Raw genomic sequence first — 23366 nt, 5'->3', positions numbered from 1 at the left:
GTCTCGACCCATACTATCGGCGCCATGCTCCCAAAGGCTTATTGTCTTGCGGCGCTGCTATTGACCGCGGGCGCTTCGAGGCTCTTTGCATGGGGAGAACTGCCGTTCGAGCAGCTCTGGGGCCGATGGAGGGTGGCGGAGAGAACCGGCTTGATTTACGACATCTCGAAAATGACCTCGCGTCAGCTCGCTTTTTTTTTCCCCTTGGAGGCGCGGGTCCAAAACAGCAGGGCTACGGCCGGCCTCATTGAATTCATCGAGGCGGGCAAGGTGAATGCCAATAACATAGGAATAGGCGGGAGCCTGGAGCTGGTAAGTCCTGTCGAATCGATTGAAAACACTGCCCAGGTAATATTCTCCTTGCGCTCGAAATTCTTTTTGGATGACGACGGCAAATTCCGGCTCCGAGCGGACTTGCGCTGCGCGCGGCAAGAAGATGAAAACGGCCCCAGACTCTCCTGCGCCGTTGTCTGGAGCAAGCTCTATCGTCAGCCTGCTTCCGAGAAGAGAATCCATTACACGCTCGCGGGCGTGGTGCGTGAGGATTATGTGTTGAGGCCCGCGCCGTTCACCAGGCGTCCTTAGACCCGGGCCCCTCGGACTTGAGAGAGAAAAGGTACTCCGCTAAGGAGTCAAGCTCGCTCTCCTTCAATACCTGGCCCCAAGCCGGCATGGACACCAGAGGCTGGGGGCCTTTCGGATCGGCTTTCTGGGGCGCCGAACCCGCACGGATCTTGCGCGCAAGCTCTTCCTTCGTATAGCCTTTGGACGTATCCAGGAGCGCCGGAATACGGCCTCCCGCGACGTTGTTGTTGGGGAAACCTCCTAGCCCGCCCTTGCCGTGGCAGGCAGAGCAGCCGGCGCGGTTGAACAGGACCCTCCCCCTCTCTGCCCCGGAGAGGCCCTCTTGGTCCCAAGGCGCGGAGCCCTCGCGGTAACCCTGGCCGCGCAAGGTGGAGAGGTAGTCCGCCACGGCCTTGCGGGCCTCGTCCGATAGGCGGGGGTTGGGCATCAAGGCGTCGCTTTTCCAGGCACGGGGATCTCGCAGCCACGCCTCGAGCCATGCCTTGCTATGTCGGAAGCCCACGAAAGTCAGATCAGGGCCGCCGCTGCCGCCCTGGCCCGCGATTTTGTGGCAGACCCTGCAATTGAGGGCTTTGTAATAAGCCGCGCCCCCGCCCGGCTCTTGGGTCTTTTTCTGGCAGGAGGCCAGGGCCGCGAGGAGGAGGACGCAAGTCCAGGAGCGCCAATTCGGCATCATTCAGATTCTATAAAAATGATAAAATTAAGCCAATCAGCAGCCAGGAGGTATATGGGGAACTTGGGATATGGGGAACTCCTAGTCATTCTCGTGGTGGGCCTCATCTTGTTCGGGCCCAACAAGATTCCGGAATTCGCCCGCCAATGCGGCCGGGCGGTCAATATGTTCAAGAAGGGTCTGCGCGAGGGCCTCGATGAGGACGGGCCGGAAAAAAAATCCGAATAACATAGGTGGCAGGAGTCAAAAAGACCGTATTCACGGCCGGATGCTTTAACAGGCTTCATAAGGCCCATCTGCGCCTGTTGGGCGCTGCCCGCGCCATGGGAGACCGCCTGGTCGTGGTGCTGTCCCATGACGCGCACAACAGAAAGCCCAACGCCGTTCCCGCGAAGCTGCGCCGCAAGCGCCTGAAGGCCCTGGGCGTGGCCGACGAGATCCTGATAGGGCGCCCGGACAGCTTCGCCCGCTCCCTGCGCCAAGTTCGCCCGGACATCCTGGTTCTCGGCTACGACCAGCGCCTGCCGGACGCCGAGACAGAGAAGGCGGCGGCCGAGCTCGGGGTGGAAATCAAGGTCCTTCCGTGGTTCCCGGGCAAGGAGGAGCGTATCCCATGACCCCGCCTCTGGAAGCGCATCTTGACGTTCCCATGCCACTGGCCGAGCACTTGATTGAACTGCGCGAGCGCCTAATCCTCTGCCTGCTTGCCTGGGGTGTAGCCGCCGCTGCGGTTTACCGCTATTCTGGCGCGGCCCTCTCTTGGCTGGTGCGCCCCGCCGGCACCTTGGTGTTCCTGGCGCCCACCGAGGCCTTCATGACCAGGCTCAAGGTCGGCTGCTACGGCGGCTTCATGCTCGCTTTTCCCTTTATATTCAGCCAGGCCTGGCTGTTCGTGGCCCGCGCTTTCGACAAGAACTGGCGCCGCAAGCTGGTCCCGATCCTGCCCGCCTCGTTCTTCCTTTTCCTGCTTGGAAGCGGATTGTGCCTGACCGTCGTGGTTCCGGCCGCGATGAGGTTCCTGCTGGCCTACGGAACGGAGAACTTAAAGCCCCTCCTGAGCCTCGGCGCCTACCTTGATTTTGCGTTGGGACTGGCCCTCTCCTTCGGCCTGGCTTTTCAGTTGCCCTTGGTGCTTTACCTCCTCAACCAGGCCGGCCTCGTTTCCCGGACCCAGCTCGCCTCTTGGCGCAGGCCCGCGTATTTTCTGTGCTTCGTGTCCGCGGCCTTCCTGACGCCGGGCCCCGACGTTATTTCCCAGGCGAGTCTGGCGCTGCCCGCAGCGCTCCTCTACGAGCTTTCCCTTCTTCTGATGCGCCGCGATGCCTGAGGACCATGGCGACCGCGGGCTCTATCTTTTCTTCGCCCTGAACTACTTGGCCCAGGGCTTGGGCGGAATCGTCTATGAGCCGATTTCCTACCTGCTCAAGGACTCCCTCGGCCTTTCCGCGGGGCAAAGCGCGGTTTTCATCGGCTGGATGACCTTCCCATTCCTCCTCAAGCCCTTGTTCGGCGTCCTCTCCGATCTCTGCGCTTATAAAGGGCGCCGCCGCAGGCCCTTGCTGCGCCTGCTCTCTGGCCTGGCCGCGCTCGCATGGATCTGCTTGGCGCTCCGGGGGCGGCACAGCTACGTGCCTTTGTTGGCCGCGCTCATCATGGCCAACGTGGGCCTGGTGGCCGCTGACGTGGCCTGCGACGCGGTCATGGTGGAGCAGGGGAAGAAAACCCGAAAGACGGGAATCTATCAGGCCGTCCAAATCGGAGTCCTTTACGCCTCTCTCGTCTTCACGGGCCTGGGCGGCGGCTGGCTTTCCGCGCACATGCCCATAGCCAGGATTTTCCTCATGGCCTCGATTTTCCCGCTCATGATCCTTTGGTCGAGCCGCTGGTCCCGGGAGGGATTAGCCCCGGCGCCGGCGCGCCGGGGGCTCTCGGGGATTCTTTCCCTGCTCAAAGGCGGCCGCTTCTGGGCTTTGAGCCTTTTTATCTTTCTTTTTAATTTTTACCCGTTCCTGGGCACGGCCCAGTTCTATTATCAAAGCGAATTCCTGAAGCTGAGCCCGATATTCATAGGCTCGTTGAGCACCTTGGCGGGGCTGGCCGGAGCCATGGGAGCGGGCTTTTACGCAAGAAGTGCCAGCAAGTTGATCTCGCCCATTCTCCTGCTCCGGGTCGGAGTTTTAGCAGGAGGGCCTTTAAGCCTTCTTTATCTTCTTTACCTGGGCCCGATTTCCGCGGCGGCCCTCACGTTGCTGTTCGGATTCTCGGGGGTGGTTTTTAGGCTGGCCCTGATGGATCTGGCCGCGCAGTCCTGCCCCGACCATGCCGAGGCCTCCAGCTTCGCGCTCTACATGTCGGTGTTCAACCTGGCGGCCTGGGCCTCCAACATGGCGGGGGGGAAGCTCTACGACGTCCTGCGCGGCCATTGGGCGACGGGCTCCCACGCCGACTACCAGGCCATGGCGGCCCTGACCTTGATCGGGACGGCGAGCACCTTGTGCTGTCTTCCTTTATTGTCTCGATTAGGGAATAATTCGGCGACCGCCTAGGTAGCGGGCCTTATAATATTTCTTCTCGAGCTCGGCGATCACCACGCCGCGCGAGGATGAGGCGTGGATAAAGCGCGGGCCCTCCCGAGAAACAATCATGCCCACATGGGAAACGCCGACTCCCATGGTGTTGAAAAAAACCAAGTCTCCTTCACGCAGGCTCGCGTACTCCACGGGAAGTCCCGTTTGCCATTGCTGGCGGCTCACACGTGGAATTCCCACCAGGTTCTCGCTGTAGGTGTTCTGGGTGAGGCCGGAGCAGTCTATGCCGTTATGCGTGGTCCCTCCCCAGACATAGGGGGTGCCCAAGTAGGAGTAGGAGCTTCCCTTGAGCCCGGGCCAGACGCTGGACAAGACGGGCGGCGGCGCTGCTGGCGCGGCGCGGCCCTTGGGCCCAATGGGCGGCTTTACTGGCGCCGGTTTTTCCACGGCCCCCCGCTCCGCCTTCTTCGGCGCCTCAACAGCCGGCCGGGGAACCGGCTCGGATTGAGGCTTGGCTTCGTAGACGAATTTTTCCGCCGGCTTGCGCGAGAAGGCTCCCTCGTAGGAGGGCAGCTCCGGCTTGGCGCCCGAGGTCTTCAGCTTGCGAAAATAGGCCCGCGCCGATTCGCAAAGAGCTCCGGGCTTGCGCCCATTTTTAGCCATGTTTCCGAAGAGATAGACCGCGTAATCCCGGATCTCGAAGTTCTCCTTGATTCCTTGGACCAAGGCCCATTTGAGGGTGTTGAAGGATGAATCCTCCCATTCGCCCTCCATGGCGTTTCGAACCAAGTCCGCGGCCACGTCGCCTGGAACCCGGTTCTCCACCAGCTGCTGGTAGCCATTGGCCCAAACGCTCAAGCTCTCTGCCGAGACCTTCTTGCGATAGCCGTAAAGCGCGATCCCTTCCACCACCTCGCGGGGAGCCCCGCGCGAAATGGCCTGATAAGCGGAGAATGCCACCTCCGCGATTCTTTCCGCCGGGGCGGCGTCAAGGGAGCCCTCCACGAGCATGTGGAGGGCCGCTTGCGCGGCGTCGGGGCGATCCTTGGGCACGACCTGGAGGGCGTAACTCGCGAATCGCTCCTTAACGGCCTCGAGGATTTCCGATCTCTCATCGGCGGAAAAGCCCCTGTCTTTCTCAAGGGCCGCCGCGAGATATTCCACGACGTTTTGACGGCCCTGGGCCCAGAGGGACGGCGCCCAGAGGCAGAAGATCAGCGCCAGCATTCCGCGCGGGCCCATGACTCAGCGGGACCTGCGCAGGACTTCCTCGTGCATTTCCTGTTCGAGGTCCTCCATGCTCTTGATCTCCTCGAGGATCAGCCGCTCGCGGTCGTAGGGCTTGCTTTCCGTGACCATTTCACGTTTGAAGACGGTGGCCCCGGCGGGCCGAGAGGGCGCCGGGGCCGCGCTCGGGGCGAGGGCTGGAGCTGAAGGCGCGGCGACAACCTTGGGGCTCGACGCATTCCCAAGCGGCTCCGAGGGGCGGGGCGCCGAGGCGGCTTGGGGTCGGGCGTAGGCAAACTTCACCCCATTCTTCTCGAGCCAGCGCTTGGCCACGTCGGCCTTCACCGAGAAGTTAACGGCCGTGATGGCCAGGCCGTCCGCGGCCTTCCTGGCCATGGAGGTGTTGACGCCGATGATTTGCCCCGCGGCGTTCAAGAGCGGTCCCCCGGAGTTGCCTCGGTTGATGCTGGCGTCGGTCTGGAAGGCGTGCTTGCCCTTGACCCCGCCCAAATCGGCGACCACGCTGCTGATCACCCCCGTGGTCAGGGTCCACAGCCCGCCCTGCTCCGGATGGCCGATTGCGGCGACTCGCTCGCCCACCTCGATTTGTGCCGGGTCTCCCAGAGAAAGGGCGGCAGGGGCGGAGACTCCGCCCTTAAGCTCAATCAGGGCCAGGTCCAGCGCCGGATCCCAGGCCAGGATCTTGGCTTCCACGGGGTTGGCCAGGTCCTCCTTGGGGCTTCCCGTCATCTTGGAAGGCTTGAAATAGACGTGAATCGCCGGCCAAGGCTGGCGGGTCGAATCCCGGACCACCACGTGGGCGTTGGTCAAAATCCTGCCAGATGCGTCTATCACGCTTCCGCTTCCAACTTCACCAACGCCCTCTGGACTTGAGGCCAGGATGAACACCACCGCCCTCGATGCGGCGCCGTAAATTTTCCGCGGAGCGAATTCTCCATCGGTCACGGCATCGCGGGATGTAGGAAGCTCGATCGTGGAGTTCAGGGAGGCGGTCTTGCCCGCGGGAGCGGCCGACGCGGTCCGCAGGGGGGCCCTCGAAAGTTCCAGATAGGCCTGCCCCGCCAAGAGGTGGGCCCTCGCCTCCTGCTCGGCTGGAAGATTCTTCTCCTGCCATGAACTCTGCAGGTTCTTGAGCATCTCGTCGATGGAAAGCGTGGCTGGATCGAAGGCCCGGCCCTCGCCCGCAGGTTTCGACTCCAAGGGGGGAGTCAAGGCCCGGCAATACTCTCCCCAACCCGCAGCGACCAAGCCTGCGTCGCTGAGATCGGAGGATGAAGAGCCCAGGAAGGCCTTCAATTTCTCGGGGATGGCGTCCTGGCTCCCTGACCCGGCCCAAAGCGCCAAGGAACGCCTGACATCGGACTTAAACCCGCTTTTTTGGCTCCTTTCCAGGGCCTGCACCCACTGTGACACGGCCAAGGCCCGGTAAATGGCCCTGAGCCGGTTCTCATCCTGGCTTGAGCGGGAATCCGAGAAGAGCCCTTGGCGCAACAGGAAGGCATTGTCAAGAAGGCGTTGATCAAGGTTCTCCCCCTGATCCATGGGAATGCCGCCTCTCACCGCGGCCACGGCCGCGGACACCCGGGCCTTGCGCACTGGCTCCGAATTCAGGTAGCTCGAAACCTGGGCGGCCAAGCGGCTCAGCCCCGAGGGCTGGGCCGCCTTCCGGGAATGGGCCGGATTGGGGAGGGAAAGCGACAGCAAGGCGAAAATCAGGCTTAATTTTCTCATAGCCTGAATTTAACAGAGGGCGGCGACTTTGTCAATAGAACTTAGAACTTGAGACGGAGGACCTCGTTCCTGAAAACCCACTCCCCGGAACTGAGCCGGCTCTCTGACCGGCGGAAAAACCAGGGCTCGATATGGGTCCTCCGAGCTGTGCTATAATCACCTTGTTTTATGGCCATGCGCGGGAAATTGAAGATTCTGGTTGGAATCGCCGCGGCGTTCCTCGGGCTTTCCCTGCTCATCGCGGCCCTGGCTCCTTTCCTGCTCAGGAAGTACCTGCCTCCGGAGAAAATCCGCGCCCTGCTCGTCGGCCAGGCGCAAAAAACCCTGAGACGCGAGCTGCGCCTGGGGGAGGTCTCCTGGAGCCTGGTCAAGGGACTTTCCGCCAGGGACCTCGCCGTGTCCGAATTCCCCGACTTCAAGGCGGGCACCTTCGCGCAGATGCGCTCCTTCGACCTGAAGGTCCGGATTCTGCCGCTCCTGCGCCGGAAACTTATCGTGGACCGGGTCAGAATCGAGGGCTTGGCCCTGTCCGTGGTCAAACGCAGCGACGGCTCCTACAATTTCACGGACTTGTCGGCCTCGAGCGCTCCGGCCAAGCCCCAGCCCTCCGCCGGGGCCGCGGCCGGAGCGGGCGTGGCCCTTCCGCTCTCCTTCGACGTCAACCGCGCCCACATCTCGGGCAGCCGCTTCACTTACCAGGATTTGGCTCAAGGCGAGCATGCGGAAATCTCGGGGCTCGAGGCCGTGATCAAGAATTTCCGCCTGAGCGGGCCTTTCGAGCTGGAGCTTTCCTTCAAGAGCTCGGGGAGGCTCTTCAAGCGCTCCGTCCGCGGGGGGCTGTCTTTCTCCGGCTCGCTGGACCTGGGAAACCAGGACCCGGCGAGAATCTCGGCCGACATAAAACAACTCACCGTCCGCTATCTTGACTGGCGAGCCCAAGCCGAGGGAAAGATCGAAAATCTCAAAAAGCCGAAAGGGCAATTGGCTTTCAGCTTCCTATCGAAGGAAGCTGAAATACTGAGCGGTGAAGTTTCCGGCGCCGCCGTCCTGCCCGGGCCCGAGGCCCAGGCCGCTTTCGAGGGGGATTTCCAGGTGAAGACCCCCGGCTTCAAAGGGAATGCCTTGAGCGGCCTGGTGGCATCCCTTCCTCCGGGACTGCGCGTGCCCGCCTTCAAATCCTCCGGAAGGGCCGCCCTTAAAGGGGACGCGCTCGAGCTTTCTCCCCTCAAACTTGAAGGCTCGGCGGGTATCATGGATATTTCTGGGCGGATTTCGGGCTGGAAAGCCAAGAAGCCGGACCTGGATATCCATATCGCCTCCCGCTTGAACCTGCCGGAGCTTAAGGCCGAAGACATTCCCCTGCTCAAACTTGCGCCCAAGCTCGTCATGCCCGCGGCCAAGGTAGACCTTCAGGCCGGGATAAAAGGGCAGGACCTGAGCCTCTCTCGCTTGCGCCTGGAAACGCGGCAAGGATCTTTCCAGGCCTCGGGAACGGTGAAAAAAGCGACCTCTCCCAAGCCGGAATTCGACCTCGAGATGGCGGCCAACCTTTCCATTCCCGCCTTTAATACCTCGGCCCTCCCTGTGCCCGTTGCGCAGATCCCGCCCGGCCTGAGCGTGCCGCCCTTTTCCCTTGACGCCCAGGTCACCCTTAAGGGGACCGACGCGCGGATTTCCAGGTTCAACCTCAAGACGGGCTGGGGAAAAATGGCCGCCACGGGCGTGGTCAGGCAGGCGCTGGGAGACAAGCCGCTCCCCGATCTCTCCCTTTCCGTCGATCTAGACTTGCCCGAGCTCAAGGCCGGAGAGATTCCTTTCTTGAAGCTTCCGCCGAGCTTCATCACCCCCGCGGCCGCCATCGCGGGCCGGGTTCGTCTCCAGGGCGACACTTTGAGCGTTGACAGCCTCGAGGCCAAGAACAAGGCCGGAATGGTCGCGGTGTCGGGGGTGGTGCAGAAGGCCTTCTCGCGGCGCCCGAAGCCCAACCTCGACGTTACGGCCAAGCTCTCTTTGCCCGCTCTGCGTGCCGCCGATATCCCGTTTGCGGGCCTTCCCGCGGGCCTTGAGCTTCCGCCTTCCCGTTGGGACGGGGCGCTCTCCGCGACTTTGGACGAGGCCAAGATCAAGTCCTTGAGAATTCTCATCGGAAGCAATGATGTTGAACTCTCCGGCAAGATCTCCGCCTTGCGCGCGCCCAGGCCCAGTCTAGACCTCCTAGTGAAGTGCCGTTCCTTCGTGCTCGAAGAGCTCACGAAACTTACGCCCAAAACGAGGGAAATGGAGCTCTCCGGCCGGGGATTTTTAGCCATCGCGATTTCAGGCAAGCCAGACAAGCCGGTTCTCGAGGGGAAGATGCAGTTCAAGGGTCTGGGCGCGACCGTGGCCGGGCTCAAGCTCTCGGATTTCACCGGCACGGTCAAGTTCGACGAGAAGCGCATCGACATCCCGAACCTCAAGGGGCAAGTCGCCGATGGAGCCTTGAGCATGGATCTGACCGTTAAGAACTACGGTAAGGCCCCGGACATCGACCTCGACGCTTCCTTAAGCCAATTCGACCTGGGGAAATTCTTGGCCGCGAAAGCCGCCTTGAAGGCCGCGGCCGAACATCCCTCGGGAGCTCTCGCCCAGGAGACCGCGCAACCCCACAAAGAAGAAGGGCGTCCCCTCATCAACGCCAAGGGAAGGTTTGCCGTGGCTAAGCTCACCCACCCCAACGCCGAATGCCGGGACCTGCGCCTGAGCTGGGACCTGGGGGGGATTTCTCCGGACATGAGCAAGCTTGGGGGCTGGGCCAAGATGCAGGTGGCCGGGGGAAAATTCAACAACTTGGGGATGCTCGCCACCCAATCGCCGCTGGTCAAGGTGCTGATATTTCCTCTCCTCATTTTTCAAAAAATCGGAAGTTTGGGGGGGATCAGGCTCTTCCCGGACTTCAACAACATCGATTTCAGCGAGATCGCGGGAGACTACGCCTTCAAGGAAGGGGTCATGACTTTGCAGGACAGCCACCTCTACAGCGACGCCGCCAACGTAAACTCCCAGGGCCGGATCGACCTGCCGGCCGAGAAGCTCGACCTCACTGTCACGGCCCAGGTCGCCAATATCGCCCCCATGGACATAGACGTCAAGGGCACCTTCTCCTCGCCCTCCACCAAGCTCAAGGTCGGCAAGTTCCTGGCCGAGCCCGCCAAGCAGCTCATCGAGAACATCTTCCGCAAATAGCTGGGTCTTTTTCCGGGCTCGGTCTCACTGATTCTCGAAGTATTCCGTAACGGCCGAACTCACCTGGGACGAGGCTTTCTTGGCGAGCTCGACCTGGACGCGGCGCAGGGCCTCGCTGTAGTCGGCCGAGGCCTGGCGGTCCGTCACCTCGAAAGCCAGGAAAATCTTGCCCGCCTTGTCCTTGAGCTTGAAGGAGCCCGTGCTCCGCGCCCATTTCCAGCGCGGATCGCCGCCCTCCACGGGCTTGGTCTCAAAGCGCCCCTCGACCGCGATGTCGGCGGGAGCCCCGGCAGCCCCGGCCCGGGCTTGGAGGCCCGCCTTGTTGAGCCCCTGGATGATGCCCGTTTCCACGCGGTTTGAGCCCTCTCCAACGTCCACCATGACCTCGAGCTCGGCAAGGGCCTTGCCGGCTTGGATGCGCAAGGTCGCCTCGTCAACCGGGCTGGGGATGGTCTTTCCCTCCGGATCGAGGATGCGCAGCTCGGAATTGACGTCCGCCCGGGCCTTGAGCAAGGCCATGAGCTTCATGGCGGATTTGACGAGGGTGAATTTTTCCTGGGCCTTCTCCATCTCCGCCTTCCATTGCGCGATTTGGCGGTCGAAATCCGATATCTTTTCCTGAACGGCCAGCATGCCCTTGCCCCGGTCGAGCACGGCCAAGGCGTACTGCTCCCTGGTTGCGGGGTCCTGCCAATGGTCCTTGATCGGGGCATCCTCGAGAATTTTGCGCGACGTGGTCTGCACGCTCTGGCTGACGGCCTGGGAGAAGCTCGACTCTTTCTTGGCGCCCTCCTGGCGGCTCGCCTCCAGGGCGCTTGATGCGTCGCTGACCGTGACTTGGGCCGAGAATATCTTCGCGATTTCCGCGCGCGCCCTATCCTCGGCCGCGGCCCGGCTGTCGGCCACGCCCACTCCAATAATGTATTTCTCATTCGGAAATTCGATGCTGGAGCCATCGGCCCATTCCTTCTTAGGCTCTCCGGCCCAGAGAGACGCGGCGGCCGCCAGGGACATCGCGGCGAGTGCAATGCTTTTCATTGATTTTCCTCCTTAAAATGCAACGGAACCCCTCACCGAGTCCCCGCGACGTCGCGGGGACTTTTCAGATCGCGGTCCGGTAGTGCAGATAGACCCTTTTGCCCTTGGGCACCTGAACATCCTTAAAAACCGCGCTTGAGAGCTGAGTGCCGGAAGCGTTCTTGAAGTAAACCGTGATGGTTCGGCTTCCGGGAGGGAGCTTGAGTCGGGCCATGCGTATTTGAGAGGGAAGCGAGGACCAAGCCCTGGTGTCGGCGATCTCGGTCGCGGCCGCGACCCCATGGGCGAGCCCCCGGCTCATCCCGCGGCACAGGGAGGACTGCCAGGTGTTCTTGCCGTACTGCTTGTCGCAGGCGTCGGCCGCGGCCCGGGAGGCGGACTCTGCGATCACGTACTTGACCGTCGCCCGCACTATGGCCCGGGCCTTGACGGCCCCTTGGTGGTCCTTTAAATTCTTCATGGCGATGGCCGAGACGTCCTCCATGAGACGGCTCTCGGCCTTGAGTCCCTCTCCGGCGTCGATCTCGGAGGAGACGATGGCGTAGGAGTCCTGGATATAGTCCGGGAAGGCCACGGTCACGGCCTTGCCCAGGAACCCAGCGGCGACGGCATTTTTATAGCGGGGATCCTCCCGGTCAGAGTCTGGACTCGACTGCACCAGGGCCGCGGCCTGCCCCCAGGCGACCTGGACGGTTTTCGAGATCTTGCGCGGAGCCACGCCGTTGTAGTGGATGAAGACCACCTCCCCCAGATCCTTGCCCGGATCGGGAGGGAGATCGAACCTGGGAGCCGGAGTCCCGTAAGCGGACGCGTACCAGGCATAGGCGGCCTCGGCCGCCTCCCTGGAGATGCGGGCGTCGTCGTATTTCCCGGCATCCTCATAAAGGAGCGCGTCCAGGTAGCGGGCGAACGCGTCATCCTTGTAGACGGGTTTTTTTTCCAGCTTGCGGCCGAGCTCCTCCAGGAAAGTCTCGACTTTCCTGGATTCGACCAGGGCCTCCTCCGGCAGGCCCAAAAAAACATAGTTAAGGGCGCGGTAAACGTTGGTCATGGCCCTCTCGAAGGGTTCGCCCGCGTAGTCCACGGTGTTGTCGTTGAGAAGCATGGTCCCCGCGGCCTTGCTTACGCTCTTGGTGTAGAGCTCCTCCATGCGCTTTTCAGCCATGTCGAAGCTGCCGTCGCTTTCCTTGTATTTGCCGGCATCGTGAAGGACCGCGCCCTTGTCCAGGTAGTAGAGGACCAGATTTTTCTTGCCGTACTGGGTGAGCTTGGCGCTTTCCAGGAACTTCTCCGCCCCGGCGTAGTCCCGCGCCGCGATGAGGCTGTTAAGACCCTTCTTGGTGGCTCCGGAAGGGCCGGCGCAGCCCAGACCAAGCAGGGCGAGAGTCCATGCGGCGGCGGCCAAGGGCCAAGGCCGGCTGCGGTGCCTCATGACGGCTTACCAGGAGGCTCTGGCTCTCTTGATGAACTTCTTGATCTGCTTCTGGCCGTTCCAGGCGATTTTATTGGACTTCATGTTGAGGAGTTTGAGGTTCACCTGGTAAAGGACGACTTCCTTGCCGCCTTCCTTGTCCTGGATCGAATTGATGGTGCCGCTCAGCATGAAGTCGGCGCCGGCCTCCTGGCCGTGAGCCTTGCGCGTTTCCTCCGAGGAGTTTGTGTCCTGGTCCAGACGCTCCTCCCGCACCTCGCCCCTCTCGCCCTTGCTGGCCACGAACTCGACCTTGTCGGAGTTGATGAGCTCGCGCTGGAGGGCTTCCACGAAGGTGTCGGTGGCGATGTGTTCGTGGCTCTGGTTTTTCACCGTGCCCACGATGACGGTGGGGGAAGCCCCCTTCTCCGAGGCGGCCTTGGGGAGCCAGGGCCTGGCCAGGCAGTCCCGAATCATCTCCTCGGCGACCAAGCGCGAGTCGGTGTCGTTCCAGCGGCCGCTGATGTCCTTGACTTCGCCCACGTCCATGCGCTGGACCGAGGTCGAAGCGCATCCCGCCGCCGCGGCCAGCGCCGCGCAGAGCATAAATCCCCTGCCAGAATGAGCCATGTCCGTTCCTCCCTGGAGAATGATCCGGCCGCGTTCTAGTGCTTGGCTTCCTCGGCGGAAAGCTCGTCGAAGGCCTTCTCGGCGTTGGCCCGAACGAAATCCCTCATTTTATTGTCCAGCTCCTTGGATTCCTCCAAGGTTCTCTTGACCGCAGCCAGGTCAAGCTTGCACAGGGCAAATAGCGTGCCGTCCGAGGGATCCTTCCAGTGATCTATGATCATGGCCCCGCGCAAAGTGACCTTGGCGAAGCTCTTCAAGGTGGAGCTCACATGCTGTTCCTCGCTCGATTTGGACATGTCTCCGGCCGTGGTGGAAGCCATGTAGTCCTTGGTCAGGACCGCGATATAGGTCTCCATGATCTTGGCGATCTCGGCCCGGGCTCGGTCGTCGGAGGCGGTCACGGCCAGGGCCCGATTGCGGATGCCCTGGGCGATCCCGACGCCGTAGAAGGCGCCCTGTCCGCCGTCCTTGAAGGCTCCGTTCCCTTTATTGACCCACTCCGGCCCCTTTTCGGCGATGGGGCCCGGGACGTGTCTCGTGGCGCAGCCGGCCGCCAGGGCCAAGGCCGCCGCGAATAAAAAGGAACTGAATTTTGCGGTTACCGCGTTCGCGCTTCGCATAGATGCACCCTCCTTAAAACATGATTCGCCAACCCACGGAACTGGGGGTAGTCTAACAGACCGTCCTTTTCTTGTCAAGACAAGCGCGCCACAACTTGGTCACAGCTTATTTTTGGTATCATGAGAGCGGAAAATGGAAGCCAACGAAAAAAACATGGTTTGGCTTGACTTGGAGATGACGGGCCTCGACCCAGAAAGGGACGTGATCCTGGAAATCGCGACCGTGGCGACCAACAGCGAGCTCAAGATCCTGGCTGAAGGGCCGTGCCTGGCCATCTCCCAGCCCGAGTGGGTCTTAGCACAGATGGACCCTTGGTGCATCGAGCAGCACGCCAAGACCGGCCTCACGCAGCGCTCCCGGAACTCCGCGGTCACCTTGGAGGAGGCCCAGGCCCGCACTTTGGAGTTCGTCTCCCGCCATTGCCAGCCGCAGAAGGCGCCTCTGTGCGGCAATACCATCGGCCAGGACCGCCGCTTCCTCATAAAGTACATGCCGCGCCTGCACGACTACTTCCATTACCGCAGCATCGACGTAAGCTCCATCAAGGAGTTGGTGCGGCGCTGGTATCCCAACGAGAAGTACGTCTACTCCAAGAGCAAGCAGCACCAAGCCTTGGCGGACATCTACGAATCAATCGCCGAGCTCTCCCATTACCGGCGGACCGTGTTCAAATAGGTGGAGTATCTCGGAAAGACCGCCCTCTGCGCGGGCTAATTGCCGTCGGAAAGACGCTTATGGTCTGAGGAGCCCTCGCAGGCGCACCAGTCTGGGTGGGGCTCGCCCTCGCGCCAGCCGCGTTTCTCGAGCTCGGCCTTGACCCAACAGGGGTAGCAGAGCATGAGTCGGTTGACGGGCTTGTTCTGCCCGCAGCGCCGGCAGAGGCCGTCCGAGGGGGGCTTGCGCTGCTTGAGCTTCTTGACGTCTTTTTCGTTCTGAAGCTCATCCTCCTCAATGGGGACGGCGTTCTTGTCAATGGCTTCTTCCAAAAGCTCTTCTATGGTTGTTGTCATGGGACTTGCCTGTTCTTGATGATTTGCTCGAGCTCGTAGGGGAGGGAGAAATGGACGTCCTCCTCGACCGTCTCGAATTCCTCGACCCGGCCGACACCGTAACGGGCCTGGCAGTGCTTGATCACTTCCTGCACCAGTATTTCGGGGGCGGAGGCGCCGGCGGTGAGCCCCAGGTTGCGCACTCCGGAGAGCCACTCGTCCTTAATGTCGGAGGCCCGCTCGATGAGATACGAGGGCAGGCCCTTGGACTTGGCGACCTCGCAGAGGCGCAGGGAGTTGGAGCTGTTCGGAGCTCCCAGAACCAACAGGAGGTCTATGGCCGGGGCCATGGCCTTGACCGCGTTCTGGCGGTTCTGTGTGGCGTAGCAGATGTCGTCCTTGGACGGGGTCTTGAGATGCGGGAATCGCCGCTGGAGCACGCCCACGATCTCCTGGGTGTCGTCCAAGCTCAAGGTGGTCTGGGTGAGGTAGGCGACCTTCTCGGGATTGGGCAGCTCGACTTTTTCTGCCTGCTCCACGCTTCCCACCACTCGAATGCTCTCGAGGGCGTAGCCCATGGTCCCGATGGTCTCGACATGGTCGTCGTGGCCGATGAGGATGATGGTGTAGCCTCTCTTGGCGTAGGCCAGGGCCTCCAGATGGACCTTGGTCACCAAGGGGCAGGTGGCGTCTATGATGTTGAGCTTCCTGTCCTTGGCTTCCTGGACCACGGCCGGGCTCACCCCGTGGGCCGAGAAGATCAGCCAGGAGCCGGGGGGAACCTCGCTTAAATCCTCCACGAAGACGGCGCCCTTGGCGCGCAGCTCGTCGACCACGTAGCGGTTGTGGATGATCTCGTGGCGCACGTAAACCTTGCCGCCGCAGACGTCCAAGGCCTTCTCCACGATGTCGATGGCCCGGACCACGCCCGCGCAAAAGCCGCGGAGCTTGGCCAGGATGAGCTTGTCCACCTTGATTTTCGACGGCGTTTGCGTGGTCATTAAATCTCCTGCGCGGCGGCCGCGGTCCCGTCGCAAGCCGCGGGTTTGCGCCCGATCCACTCCGCCACGCGTTCCGCGATTCTTGGAGCGGACAACCCGAGAGAGTCGTACAGCAACGCCTGAGCCCCGTGCTCAACGAAGTGGTCGCTGATTCCCAAGCGCAACACACGGGCCCCAGCGGGGCCCAGCGCGGGGCCGCTGCCGCGCCCCAGGGCCTCCAGCACCGCGCTGCCGAAGCCGCCGTCGAGCACATGGTCCTCCACCGTCACCAAGCGGGGAGTCCTGGCCGCGGCCTCGAGCAGGAGCTCGGCGTCAATGGGTTTTACGAACCTCATGTTCAAGACCCCCGCGGAGATGCCTCTGTCAGCGAGGATCTGCGCTGCCTCCACCGCGGGATGGACCCTGCTGCCGACGGCGAGCAAGGTCACGTCGCGGCCCTCCTTGCAGCGCACGCCCTTTCCCACGGGCAGGAGCTTGGGCTCCGAATCCATAGAGACCCCCACTCCCGCTCCCCTGGGGTAACGCAGGGCCACCGGAGCCCCGAGCTCAATCGCGGTCCTCAGCATGTGCTGGAGCTCGTTCTCATCGGCGGGAGCCATGATCGTCATGCCTGGTATTGTGCGCAGGTAGGAGTAGTCGAACACTCCATGGTGAGTCGGGCCGTCCTCCCCGACCAGGCCCGCCCGGTCAAGACAGAAGATCACCGGAAGGTTCTGCAGACAGACGTCGTGCTCTATCTGATCGAAGGCCCTCTGGAGGAAAGTCGAATATATGGCCACGATCGGGCGGTAGCCCCCGCAGGCCAGCCCCCCGGCGAAGGTCACCGCGTGCTGCTCGGCCAGGCCCACGTCGAAATAGCGGCGGGGGAATTTATCCCTGAAGGCGTCAAGGCCTGTTCCCTCTGGCATGGCCGCGGTGATGGCCACGATGCGCGGGTCCCGCTCGGCCTCTCGCAGGAGGGCCTTCGAGAACACCGCGGTGTAATTGGGGGGGGCGGGCTTGGCGACCGGCGCCTTCAGGAACCTGCCGCTCGCCACGTCGAATTTCCCGGGGCCATGCCAGGCGATGGCGTCGGCCTCGGCCGGGGCGTAGCCCTTACCCTTCTTGGTGACGCAGTGCAGAAGTATCGGCCCTTTGAGCTCCTTGACGTGCTTGAGGATGCGCACCAGCTGCTTGACGTCGTGCCCGTCCACCGGGCCGAAATAGGCGAACCCCATCTCCTCGAAAAGCATGCCCGGAAAAAGCAGGACCTTGGTCCTCTTGGCCACCCGCAGGATGCTCGCGCCCCAGAACCTGAAGCGAGTGAGGAATTTCTTTATCTGGTCCTCGGCATTGCGCACAGCACCCAAGGTCAGGAGCTTGGCAAGGAAGGTTCCAAGAGCCCCCACCCGGTGGGAGATGAACATCTGGTTGTCGTTCAAGATGACCACGATATCGCTCTGCAGCATTCCCGCGTTCTGGAGCCCCTCATAGGACTCCCCTCCGGTCATGCAGCCATCGGAGACTATGGCCACCACCTTGTGCTTCTCGCCCTTGAGATCGCGCGCCGCGGCCAGTCCCAGGGCCGCCGAGATAGCGGTGGAGGCATGGCCCGCCCCGAATGCGTCGTAAGGAGACTCGGCGCGACGCAGAAAGCCCGAGATGCCGCCGTATTGCCGGATGCGGCCGAGGGAGTCCCGGCGTCCGGTCAATATCTTGTGGCCATAGGTCTGATGCCCGGTATCCCAGACCAACTTGTCCTGGGGGGTATTGAAGACGTAGTGCAGGGCCACCGTGATGTCGGCAGCGCCCAAGCTCGAGCCGAAATGCCCGCCGATCCTGGAGATGGCGTTGATGATGCACTGGCGCAGCTCCGACACCGCCTGGGGGAGGCTCTCCGGCGGGAGCTTGCGCAAATCCTCCGGAGACTCGATCTTGGACAGAAATTCCATGGTCTTATTTGTCCCTCTCCACGATGTAATCCGCGAGGCTGTGGAGCACCGGGACATTGTCCCTGAAAGGCCGCAGGGCCCGGTGCGCGGCCCGAATCAAAATCGCGGCCTTCCCGCGGGCGTTCTCAAGTCCGTAAAGGGAGGCGTAGGTGAGCTTGCGGTTCTTGGCGTCCGAGCCGTTCTTGCCGAGCAGCTTCTTGTCTCCCACCACGTCCAGGATATCGTCGGCGATCTGGAAGGCGAGCCCGATGGAGCGCCCGTAGCGCCGCAGGGCGGCGCGCTGGGCGGAGCTCCCCCTCGCGAGCAGCGCCCCGGCCTCCAGGCTCGCCGTGATGAGGGCGGCGGTTTTGTGGAGATGGATGTATTCCAGGGCCTTCCCCGGGTTAAAGCCGCCGTTGCGCTTGCGCCAGCCCTCTGCCTCGAGATCGGCCACCTGCCCGCCCACCATGCCCCGGGTCCCCGCACCCCTGGCCACGACGCGGACGAGCTCCAGGGAGCCGCGGGCATCCAGGCCAAGCTCGGAGGCGTTCTCGGCGAGCACTTCGAAAGCGTAGGTCAACAGCCCGTCGCCGGCCAGGATCGCGACGGCCTCACCGAAGATCTTGTGGTTGGTGGGCTTGCCGCGCCTGAGGTCATCGTCGTCCATGGCGGGCAAGTCGTCGTGAATGAGGGAATAGGTATGGATCATCTCCAGCGCGGCCGCGGCCTTGAGCACGCGCCGTGCCCGCAGGCCGCAGGCCTCCGCGGCCGCGATCACCAGGGCAGGGCGCAGGCGCTTGCCGCCGGCGAAAAGGGAATAGCTCATGGCCCGGCGGATGCTCTTGGGCTCGTGAGGCTTCTCGCGGAGCAGTTCCTTAAGAGCCCCGTCCACCATGCGGCCGCGGGAGGCCAGATAGCGCTCCAGGATGGGATTCATAGCTTGCCCAGAAGCTCGGCCAAAAACGCGGCCAAAGCCTTCAGGGCTTTTTTCTGCTTGAGCCCCAGACTCACGAGCCAAGGGGCTTGCGCGGGATGCCGCGCCAGATAGGCGACCCCGGCCGACCAGGACTCGCAAACCGGCGGTTCGCTCGGAAGCCGATCCTCGACTTCGTCGAGGACAGCCCTCAGGACCAGGCTTGCCACGCCCCTGCGCCCGGCCCAGGCCCTGATCGCAGCACTTTCCATGTCCACGGCGATGGCCCTCTCCCTGCGCCCCAAGTCTGATTTATCGCCCGGTTCGCAAAGTATCCGATCCGAATGCAGGACCCTGCCGAAATAAATGGGCGCGCTCCTGGCATACGCCGCGGCGCGCATGGTTTCCAAGATTTGAAGATCGCAACCCTGAAGGTCCGCGACCAAATCCCCGGATTTAAGGCCCGGCTGCAGGGCGCCGGCCAGGCCCACGCTCAGGACCATGGAGAAGTCCTCCGCCTTGAGGGCCTCCAATGACACGGCGGCGCGCCCAGGCCCCATTCCCGTTCTCAAAAGAGTCGCCTTCGCCCCGCCGGCGAGAATTCCGGAACGCAGGGCGCCCTCTGCCTCGCCGAGCCCGAGGGACTTGGCCAGGGGGCGGGCCTCCCAGGCGGTGGCCGCGCAGAGCAGGAAACTCTTGGTCTCAGTTGGAATAGCCATGGGATGTGAAATACGCTACCGCGTCAACCAGGGCCTGACGCGCGGCGGCGGGCGAGAATCCAAGCTCCCGGCCCGCTTTTGAGGAATCGAACCACATGTAATATTTTGCCATTTTCACGGCGTCCAGGGGAGCCAGCGGCTCTGCGCCGAAGGCCCTGGCCCGGGCGCTGTCCAAGGCGCTGAAAACCCAGGCCACGGCGTACGGGGTCTTGAAGCGCGGACCGGGCCGGCCCGTGATCTCTGCCAAGGTCTCGAGCAGGGCCTTCAAGGTGAGGTTCTCGCCGCCCAGGATGTAGCGCTGCCCCGGACGTCCCCTGAGGGCGGCCAGATAGTGTCCCAGGGCCACGTCGAGCACGTGCACCACGTTTAAGCCCGTATCTATATAAGAAGGAATGCGGCCCCTCAGGAAATCCACCACGATTTTTCCGGTGGGAGTGGGCTTGATGTCGTAAGGGCCGATGGGAGCCGAGGGATTGACCACCACGATCGGCGCCCCCTTGGCCGCCAGCTCCAAGGCGGCGCGCTCGGCTAGGAATTTCGACTTCTTGTAGGGGCCGACGATCGCCTCGGGGCCCGGATATTCGGAGGTTTCGTCAACCGCCCGGCGGTCCCGGGCGGGGCGCACCGCGGCCACGCTCGAGCAATGCACGATTTTCTCGGCCCCGGCGGCCGCCGCGGCCTCGAGCACTCTGATGGTCCCGGCGATGTTGGTGGCGTACATCTCATCTGGCCGCGGCACCCAGATTCGATAATCGGCGGCCACGTGGAAAACGTAGCGCGCGCCGCGAACCCCCGCTTGCAGAGCCCCTCCGTCTCCGAGGTCTCCCTCCACTATCTCGACGGCCAGGCCCTCCAGGTTCCTGCGGTCGCCCCCGCGGCGAGCCAGAGCCCGGACCCGGAAGCCCTTCTCGAGCAGAAGCCGGACGAGGTTGGCCCCGACGAAGCCCGTCCCGCCCGTGACGAACACGGAATCCATTAGCTGCGGGGGTAGGCCAGCTCGGCCTTGCGGGGCCCGTGAATCGTCGCGTAATCTCGCACCAGCTCGAAGAACTTGGACCAGCTCGAGAAACCGTCCGTCACGGAGGTGGGCTCGAAGCCGCAGTGAGTCATGCAGTTGGCGCACTTGGGGTTGCCGGAGGCGTGGCCGTACTTCGACCAGTCAGTGGTTTCCAGGAGCTCCTTGTAGGTCTTGGCGTAGCCGGCCTCGGCCATGAGATAGCAGGGCTTCTGCCAGCCGAAGACGTTGCGCAGGGGGTTGCCCCAGGGGGTGCAGTCGTAGTCTCGCTTACCCTGGAGGAAGTCCATGTAAAAGGGCGAGTGGTTAAAATCCCAGCCATTCCTTCGCCAATCCTTGAGCACCTTGTTGAACCAGGCCTTGGTCTGCTCGTTCTTGAGGAAGATGTCCTGCTGCGGGGCCTTCTCATAGGCGTAGCCCGGGGAAATCATCATCCCATCCACGCCCATCTCCATGAGAGCGTCGAAGAATCGCCGGAATTCCTCCGCGTCCTCTCCCTGGAATATCGTGGAGTTGGTCATGACCTGGAAGCCCAGAGACTTGGCGAGCTTGATCGCGGCCACTGCCACCTTATAGACGCCCTCCTTGCACACCATCCGGTCATGGGTTTTTTCGAGGCCGTCGAGGTGTATCGAGAAGATCAAGTTGGGGGAGGGCTTGAACTTCTGGATGTTTTTCTCGAGAAGGATGGCGTTGGTGCAGAGGTAGATGAACTTCCCGCGCGCGATGAGGCCCTCCACGATCTGCTGTATCTCTGGATGGATAAGGGGCTCGCCTCCGGCGATGGAAACGATGGGGGCCCCGCATTCCTCGACGGAATCAAAGACCTCCTGCGGGCTGAGCCTCTTGCGCAGGATGTCCGTCGGGTACTGTATCTTCCCGCAGCCGGCGCACTCCAGGTTGCAGGCAAACAACGGCTCCAGCATCATGACCAAGGGATATTTCTCCACGCCCTTGATCTTTTGCCGGACCAGGTATTTGAAAACCGACATCTGCAATTGAAAGGGTGATGGCATGGTTTATTGTCTCCAAGACGCCGAGGCGGTTTCCTTGCGCCCCTCCAGGGCCTTCTGATAGACGCCCAGGGCTTGAAGGGGGAAGTAGAGGCGGTACATGGTGTATTCAAGATAGAAGACCTTGGGGAACCCGGTGCCGGTGCACTCGGACTCGTCCCAATCGCCATCGGGGCGCTGGGTATTCACCAGATGCTGTATCCCGCGCTCCACCGACTCGTCGCAGACTCCCGCGGCCATCAGGCCCATGACGGCCCAGGCCGTCTGGGAAGGAGTGGAGGGGCCGCGCCCCTTGAGGCTGGGGTCGGCGTAAGTGGCGCAGGTCTCTCCCCAGCCGCCGTCTGCCTGCTGAACCGACTTGAGCCACGACACGGCCCGGCGCACGCAGGGCTGGTCCATGTCCTCGCCGATTGCCGCTAGCCCGCGCAGGACCTGCCAGGTGCCGTAAATGTAGTTGACGCCCCAGCGACCGAACCAGGAGCCGTCGGCCTCCTGCTCGCTTTTAAGGAAGCGCACGGCCTTGGCCACGCTCGGGAACCTCCGGTCGTAGCCGATGTAGCCCAGCAGCTCCAGCACCCGGGCCGTGATGTCGGCGTAGGGGGGGTCGATCATGGCGTTGTGATCGGCGAAGGGAATCTTGGTCAGGATGAATTTCGTGTTGTCCTTGTCGAAAGCCGCCCAGCCTCCGTTGGCCGACTGCATCGAGAGAATCCAGTTGAGGCCCCGCAGGCACGCCCTCTCCCGGGCCAGGGCCTGGGGCTCCTCGAGGTGGACGTGGCGCAGGGCCAGCATGACCATGGCCGCATCGTCCACGTCGGCGTAATAGTCGTTCTTGAACTCGAAGGCCCAGCCGCCCGCTCGGCCGTCAGGGTTGTTGACCTTCCAGTCTCCCTCTATCTTGATTTCCCTCTCGAGCAACCAGCGAACAGATCCCCGCAGGGCCGCGTGGTCTCGCCGCAGTCCAGACTCGGCCAGCGCGATGACGGCGATCGCCGTGTCCCAAACGGGGGACTGGCAAGGCTGGTACTCGAGGCTCTCCGCATCCACCGGCAGCTCCAAGCGCTCGAGGACCTCGAGTTGCTCCACGAGTCTGGGGTCGGTGTCGGCATAGCCCAGGCATTTCATGGCCATGATGGTGTTGATGATGCCCGGGTAAATCGCCCCGAGCCCGTCGGATTCCTGCAGACGCTTGAGCGTCCAGTCCTCGGCCAGGCGCAGGGCCCAGAGCCGGATCCAATGGCCGCCGCGGCCCTCGACCGTCTTTAGGAATCTGTCCCAGAGCAGGAAAAATTTGGTCCACGAAATCCAGTCGTGGGGCTCCACCGCCTCCTCGAGAGGAATGTGCCGCTTGGAGTCGGGGAAAAGCTCGGAGAGCACGGCGTGGGGCGGGCAAGCAACGGCCGGCTGGTAGGCCCAGACGATGCTCAAGGGAACCACTATGGAGCGGGTCCAAGCCGACATCTGGTAGATGTTGAAGTAAAACCAGTTCGGGAAAAGCATCAGCTCCGGGGGGATGGAGGGCACGCCGCGCCAATCGTATTGGCCGAACAGGGCCATGTAGAACTTGGTGTAGGTGTTGACCCGATGCACGCCGCCCAGCTCCTTGATCTTGCGCCGAGCCAGGGCCATGCGCGGCTCCTGGGCGGAGTATCCGGCGAACTTCAAGGCCCAATAAGCCTTGACGGTGGCGGAGATGTCGGCCGGGCCGCTCGGGTGGATGGGCCAGCCTCCATCCGGCATTTGGCGGCTCAGGATTTGGTTGGCCAGCCTCCTCACCTTAATCGAGCTTCCCCGGCCCAGGAAATTGAGGAGCATGATGGTGTCCGATTCCAAGGTGGTGTCGGCCCTGAGAGGCGCGCACCAGTAGCCGTCATCGTGGTTCTGGCGGTGAAGCAGGGCTTCCTGGGCCTTGGCCACGGCGCGCCGCAGGGCCTCGGGAATCGAGTCGCCCGGCTCCAGGCAGGCGAAGGGGGGACGCAAATTCTCGGCCCAATCCTTGGGCTTGCGGTAGAGCCGGAAGCTTTGATCCATCCAACCGCTCATGAGGTTTCTGATCACGTTTCTCTCCTGATATTCAGCGAAAAATGATTGATAATTATACCAAGAATCGCTATAGTCA

The 23366-nt window shown here is 62.6% G+C and carries 22 protein-coding genes; 7 read left to right on the top strand and 15 right to left on the bottom strand.

The genetic code is table 11. The features are described from left to right. Positions 1-132: 132 nt before the first annotated feature. Positions 133-585 carry a hypothetical protein gene (locus HY921_01300; GenBank protein ID MBI5629498.1) on the top strand — a complete coding sequence of 151 codons (453 nt, stop codon included), beginning with the start codon at positions 133-135 and terminating at the stop codon, positions 583-585. On the opposite strand, the gene HY921_01295 is transcribed toward HY921_01300, so the two are convergent. Continuing rightward, positions 569-1261 (bottom strand): cytochrome c, encoded by a 693-nt coding sequence (locus HY921_01295; GenBank protein ID MBI5629497.1) that lies wholly within the window; start codon positions 1259-1261, stop codon positions 569-571. The genes HY921_01300 and HY921_01295 overlap by 17 nt on opposite strands. Before the next feature lie 51 nt (positions 1262-1312). On the opposite strand from HY921_01295, the gene HY921_01290 reads away from it, so the two are divergent. From HY921_01290 to HY921_01275, 4 genes are read left to right on the top strand one after another with little or no spacing between them, the layout of a single operon-like run. Further along, positions 1313-1486 (top strand): twin-arginine translocase TatA/TatE family subunit, encoded by a 174-nt coding sequence (locus tag HY921_01290; GenBank protein ID MBI5629496.1) that lies wholly within the window; start codon positions 1313-1315, stop codon positions 1484-1486. Positions 1487-1491: 5 nt separating this feature from the next. Next, the gene (locus tag HY921_01285) at positions 1492-1875 is read left to right on the top strand and encodes an adenylyltransferase/cytidyltransferase family protein (GenBank protein MBI5629495.1); all 384 of its coding nucleotides are present in this window, start codon (positions 1492-1494) and stop codon (positions 1873-1875) included. Then, positions 1872-2585 carry a twin-arginine translocase subunit TatC gene (gene tatC / locus HY921_01280; protein ID MBI5629494.1) on the top strand — a complete coding sequence of 238 codons (714 nt, stop codon included), beginning with the start codon at positions 1872-1874 and terminating at the stop codon, positions 2583-2585. Before HY921_01285 ends, tatC begins: the two co-directional genes overlap by 4 nt. Next, positions 2578-3804, top strand: a complete 1227-nt coding sequence (locus tag HY921_01275; protein ID MBI5629493.1) for an MFS transporter — start codon at positions 2578-2580, stop codon at positions 3802-3804. Before tatC ends, HY921_01275 begins: the two co-directional genes overlap by 8 nt. On the opposite strand, the gene HY921_01270 is transcribed toward HY921_01275, so the two are convergent. Both HY921_01270 and HY921_01265 read right to left on the bottom strand, forming a co-directional pair. Further along, positions 3778-5013, bottom strand: coding sequence for a C40 family peptidase (locus tag HY921_01270; protein MBI5629492.1), 1236 nt, complete (start codon positions 5011-5013; stop codon positions 3778-3780). The genes HY921_01275 and HY921_01270 overlap by 27 nt on opposite strands. An 18-nt stretch (positions 5014-5031) precedes the next feature. Further along, on the bottom strand, positions 5032-6765 hold the full coding sequence (locus tag HY921_01265; GenBank protein MBI5629491.1) for a trypsin-like peptidase domain-containing protein: 1734 nt from the start codon (positions 6763-6765) through the stop codon (positions 5032-5034). Between the two features lie 168 nt (positions 6766-6933). Here HY921_01265 and HY921_01260 point away from each other — a divergent pair, with 168 nt between their 5' ends. Then, a complete protein-coding gene (locus tag HY921_01260; GenBank protein ID MBI5629490.1) occupies positions 6934-9987 on the top strand; it encodes an AsmA family protein in 3054 nt (1017 codons plus the stop codon). 24 nt (positions 9988-10011) lie between these two features. Here the strand turns inward: HY921_01260 and HY921_01255 are convergent, their stop codons facing one another. The 4 genes from HY921_01255 to HY921_01240 form a co-directional block, all read right to left on the bottom strand. Further along, positions 10012-11025: an LPP20 family lipoprotein gene (locus tag HY921_01255; GenBank protein MBI5629489.1), complete on the bottom strand. Its 1014-nt coding sequence runs from the start codon at positions 11023-11025 to the stop codon at positions 10012-10014. A gap of 64 nt (positions 11026-11089) precedes the next feature. Beyond that, entirely contained in the window at positions 11090-12457 is a 1368-nt protein-coding gene (locus tag HY921_01250; protein MBI5629488.1) for a hypothetical protein, read from the bottom strand. A 6-nt stretch (positions 12458-12463) separates the two neighbouring features. Continuing rightward, entirely contained in the window at positions 12464-13066 is a 603-nt protein-coding gene (locus HY921_01245; protein MBI5629487.1) for a penicillin-binding protein activator LpoB, read from the bottom strand. Positions 13067-13101: 35 nt separating this feature from the next. Continuing rightward, a complete protein-coding gene (locus HY921_01240) occupies positions 13102-13686 on the bottom strand; it encodes an LPP20 family lipoprotein (protein ID MBI5629486.1) in 585 nt (194 codons plus the stop codon). A gap of 133 nt (positions 13687-13819) precedes the next feature. On the opposite strand from HY921_01240, the gene orn reads away from it, so the two are divergent. Further along, positions 13820-14362 (top strand): oligoribonuclease, encoded by a 543-nt coding sequence (gene orn, locus HY921_01235; GenBank protein MBI5629485.1) that lies wholly within the window; start codon positions 13820-13822, stop codon positions 14360-14362. 35 nt (positions 14363-14397) lie between these two features. On the opposite strand, the gene HY921_01230 is transcribed toward orn, so the two are convergent. Genes HY921_01230 through shc form a run of 8 tightly spaced genes read right to left on the bottom strand, consistent with a single transcriptional unit; the run spans position 14398 to position 23305 of the window. Then, positions 14398-14697 carry a hypothetical protein gene (locus HY921_01230; protein MBI5629484.1) on the bottom strand — a complete coding sequence of 100 codons (300 nt, stop codon included), beginning with the start codon at positions 14695-14697 and terminating at the stop codon, positions 14398-14400. Further along, complete coding sequence (gene ispH, locus HY921_01225) at positions 14694-15677, bottom strand: 4-hydroxy-3-methylbut-2-enyl diphosphate reductase (protein ID MBI5629483.1); 984 nt, start codon at positions 15675-15677, stop codon at positions 14694-14696. Before ispH ends, HY921_01230 begins: the two co-directional genes overlap by 4 nt. Next, positions 15677-17608 carry a 1-deoxy-D-xylulose-5-phosphate synthase gene (locus HY921_01220; GenBank protein MBI5629482.1) on the bottom strand — a complete coding sequence of 644 codons (1932 nt, stop codon included), beginning with the start codon at positions 17606-17608 and terminating at the stop codon, positions 15677-15679. Before HY921_01220 ends, ispH begins: the two co-directional genes overlap by 1 nt. 4 nt (positions 17609-17612) lie before the next feature. Beyond that, positions 17613-18524: a polyprenyl synthetase family protein gene (locus tag HY921_01215; GenBank protein MBI5629481.1), complete on the bottom strand. Its 912-nt coding sequence runs from the start codon at positions 18522-18524 to the stop codon at positions 17613-17615. Further along, positions 18521-19219 carry a hypothetical protein gene (locus HY921_01210; protein MBI5629480.1) on the bottom strand — a complete coding sequence of 233 codons (699 nt, stop codon included), beginning with the start codon at positions 19217-19219 and terminating at the stop codon, positions 18521-18523. Before HY921_01210 ends, HY921_01215 begins: the two co-directional genes overlap by 4 nt. Further along, positions 19203-20195 carry an NAD-dependent epimerase/dehydratase family protein gene (locus HY921_01205; protein ID MBI5629479.1) on the bottom strand — a complete coding sequence of 331 codons (993 nt, stop codon included), beginning with the start codon at positions 20193-20195 and terminating at the stop codon, positions 19203-19205. Before HY921_01205 ends, HY921_01210 begins: the two co-directional genes overlap by 17 nt. Then, positions 20195-21250, bottom strand: coding sequence for an adenosyl-hopene transferase HpnH (gene hpnH, locus HY921_01200; protein ID MBI5629478.1), 1056 nt, complete (start codon positions 21248-21250; stop codon positions 20195-20197). The genes HY921_01205 and hpnH overlap by 1 nt, the downstream gene beginning before the upstream one ends. A gap of 3 nt (positions 21251-21253) precedes the next feature. Further along, the gene (gene shc / locus HY921_01195; GenBank protein MBI5629477.1) at positions 21254-23305 is read right to left on the bottom strand and encodes a squalene--hopene cyclase; all 2052 of its coding nucleotides are present in this window, start codon (positions 23303-23305) and stop codon (positions 21254-21256) included. Between the last annotated feature and the right edge of the window lie 61 nt (positions 23306-23366).

This window comes from Elusimicrobiota bacterium (genome assembly GCA_016218575.1).
Classification (GTDB): Bacteria; Elusimicrobiota; Elusimicrobia; order UBA1565; family UBA9628; genus JACRDN01.
The sequence above is the reverse complement of the archived record's forward strand: the minus strand, read 5'-3'. Positions and strand labels throughout refer to the sequence as shown.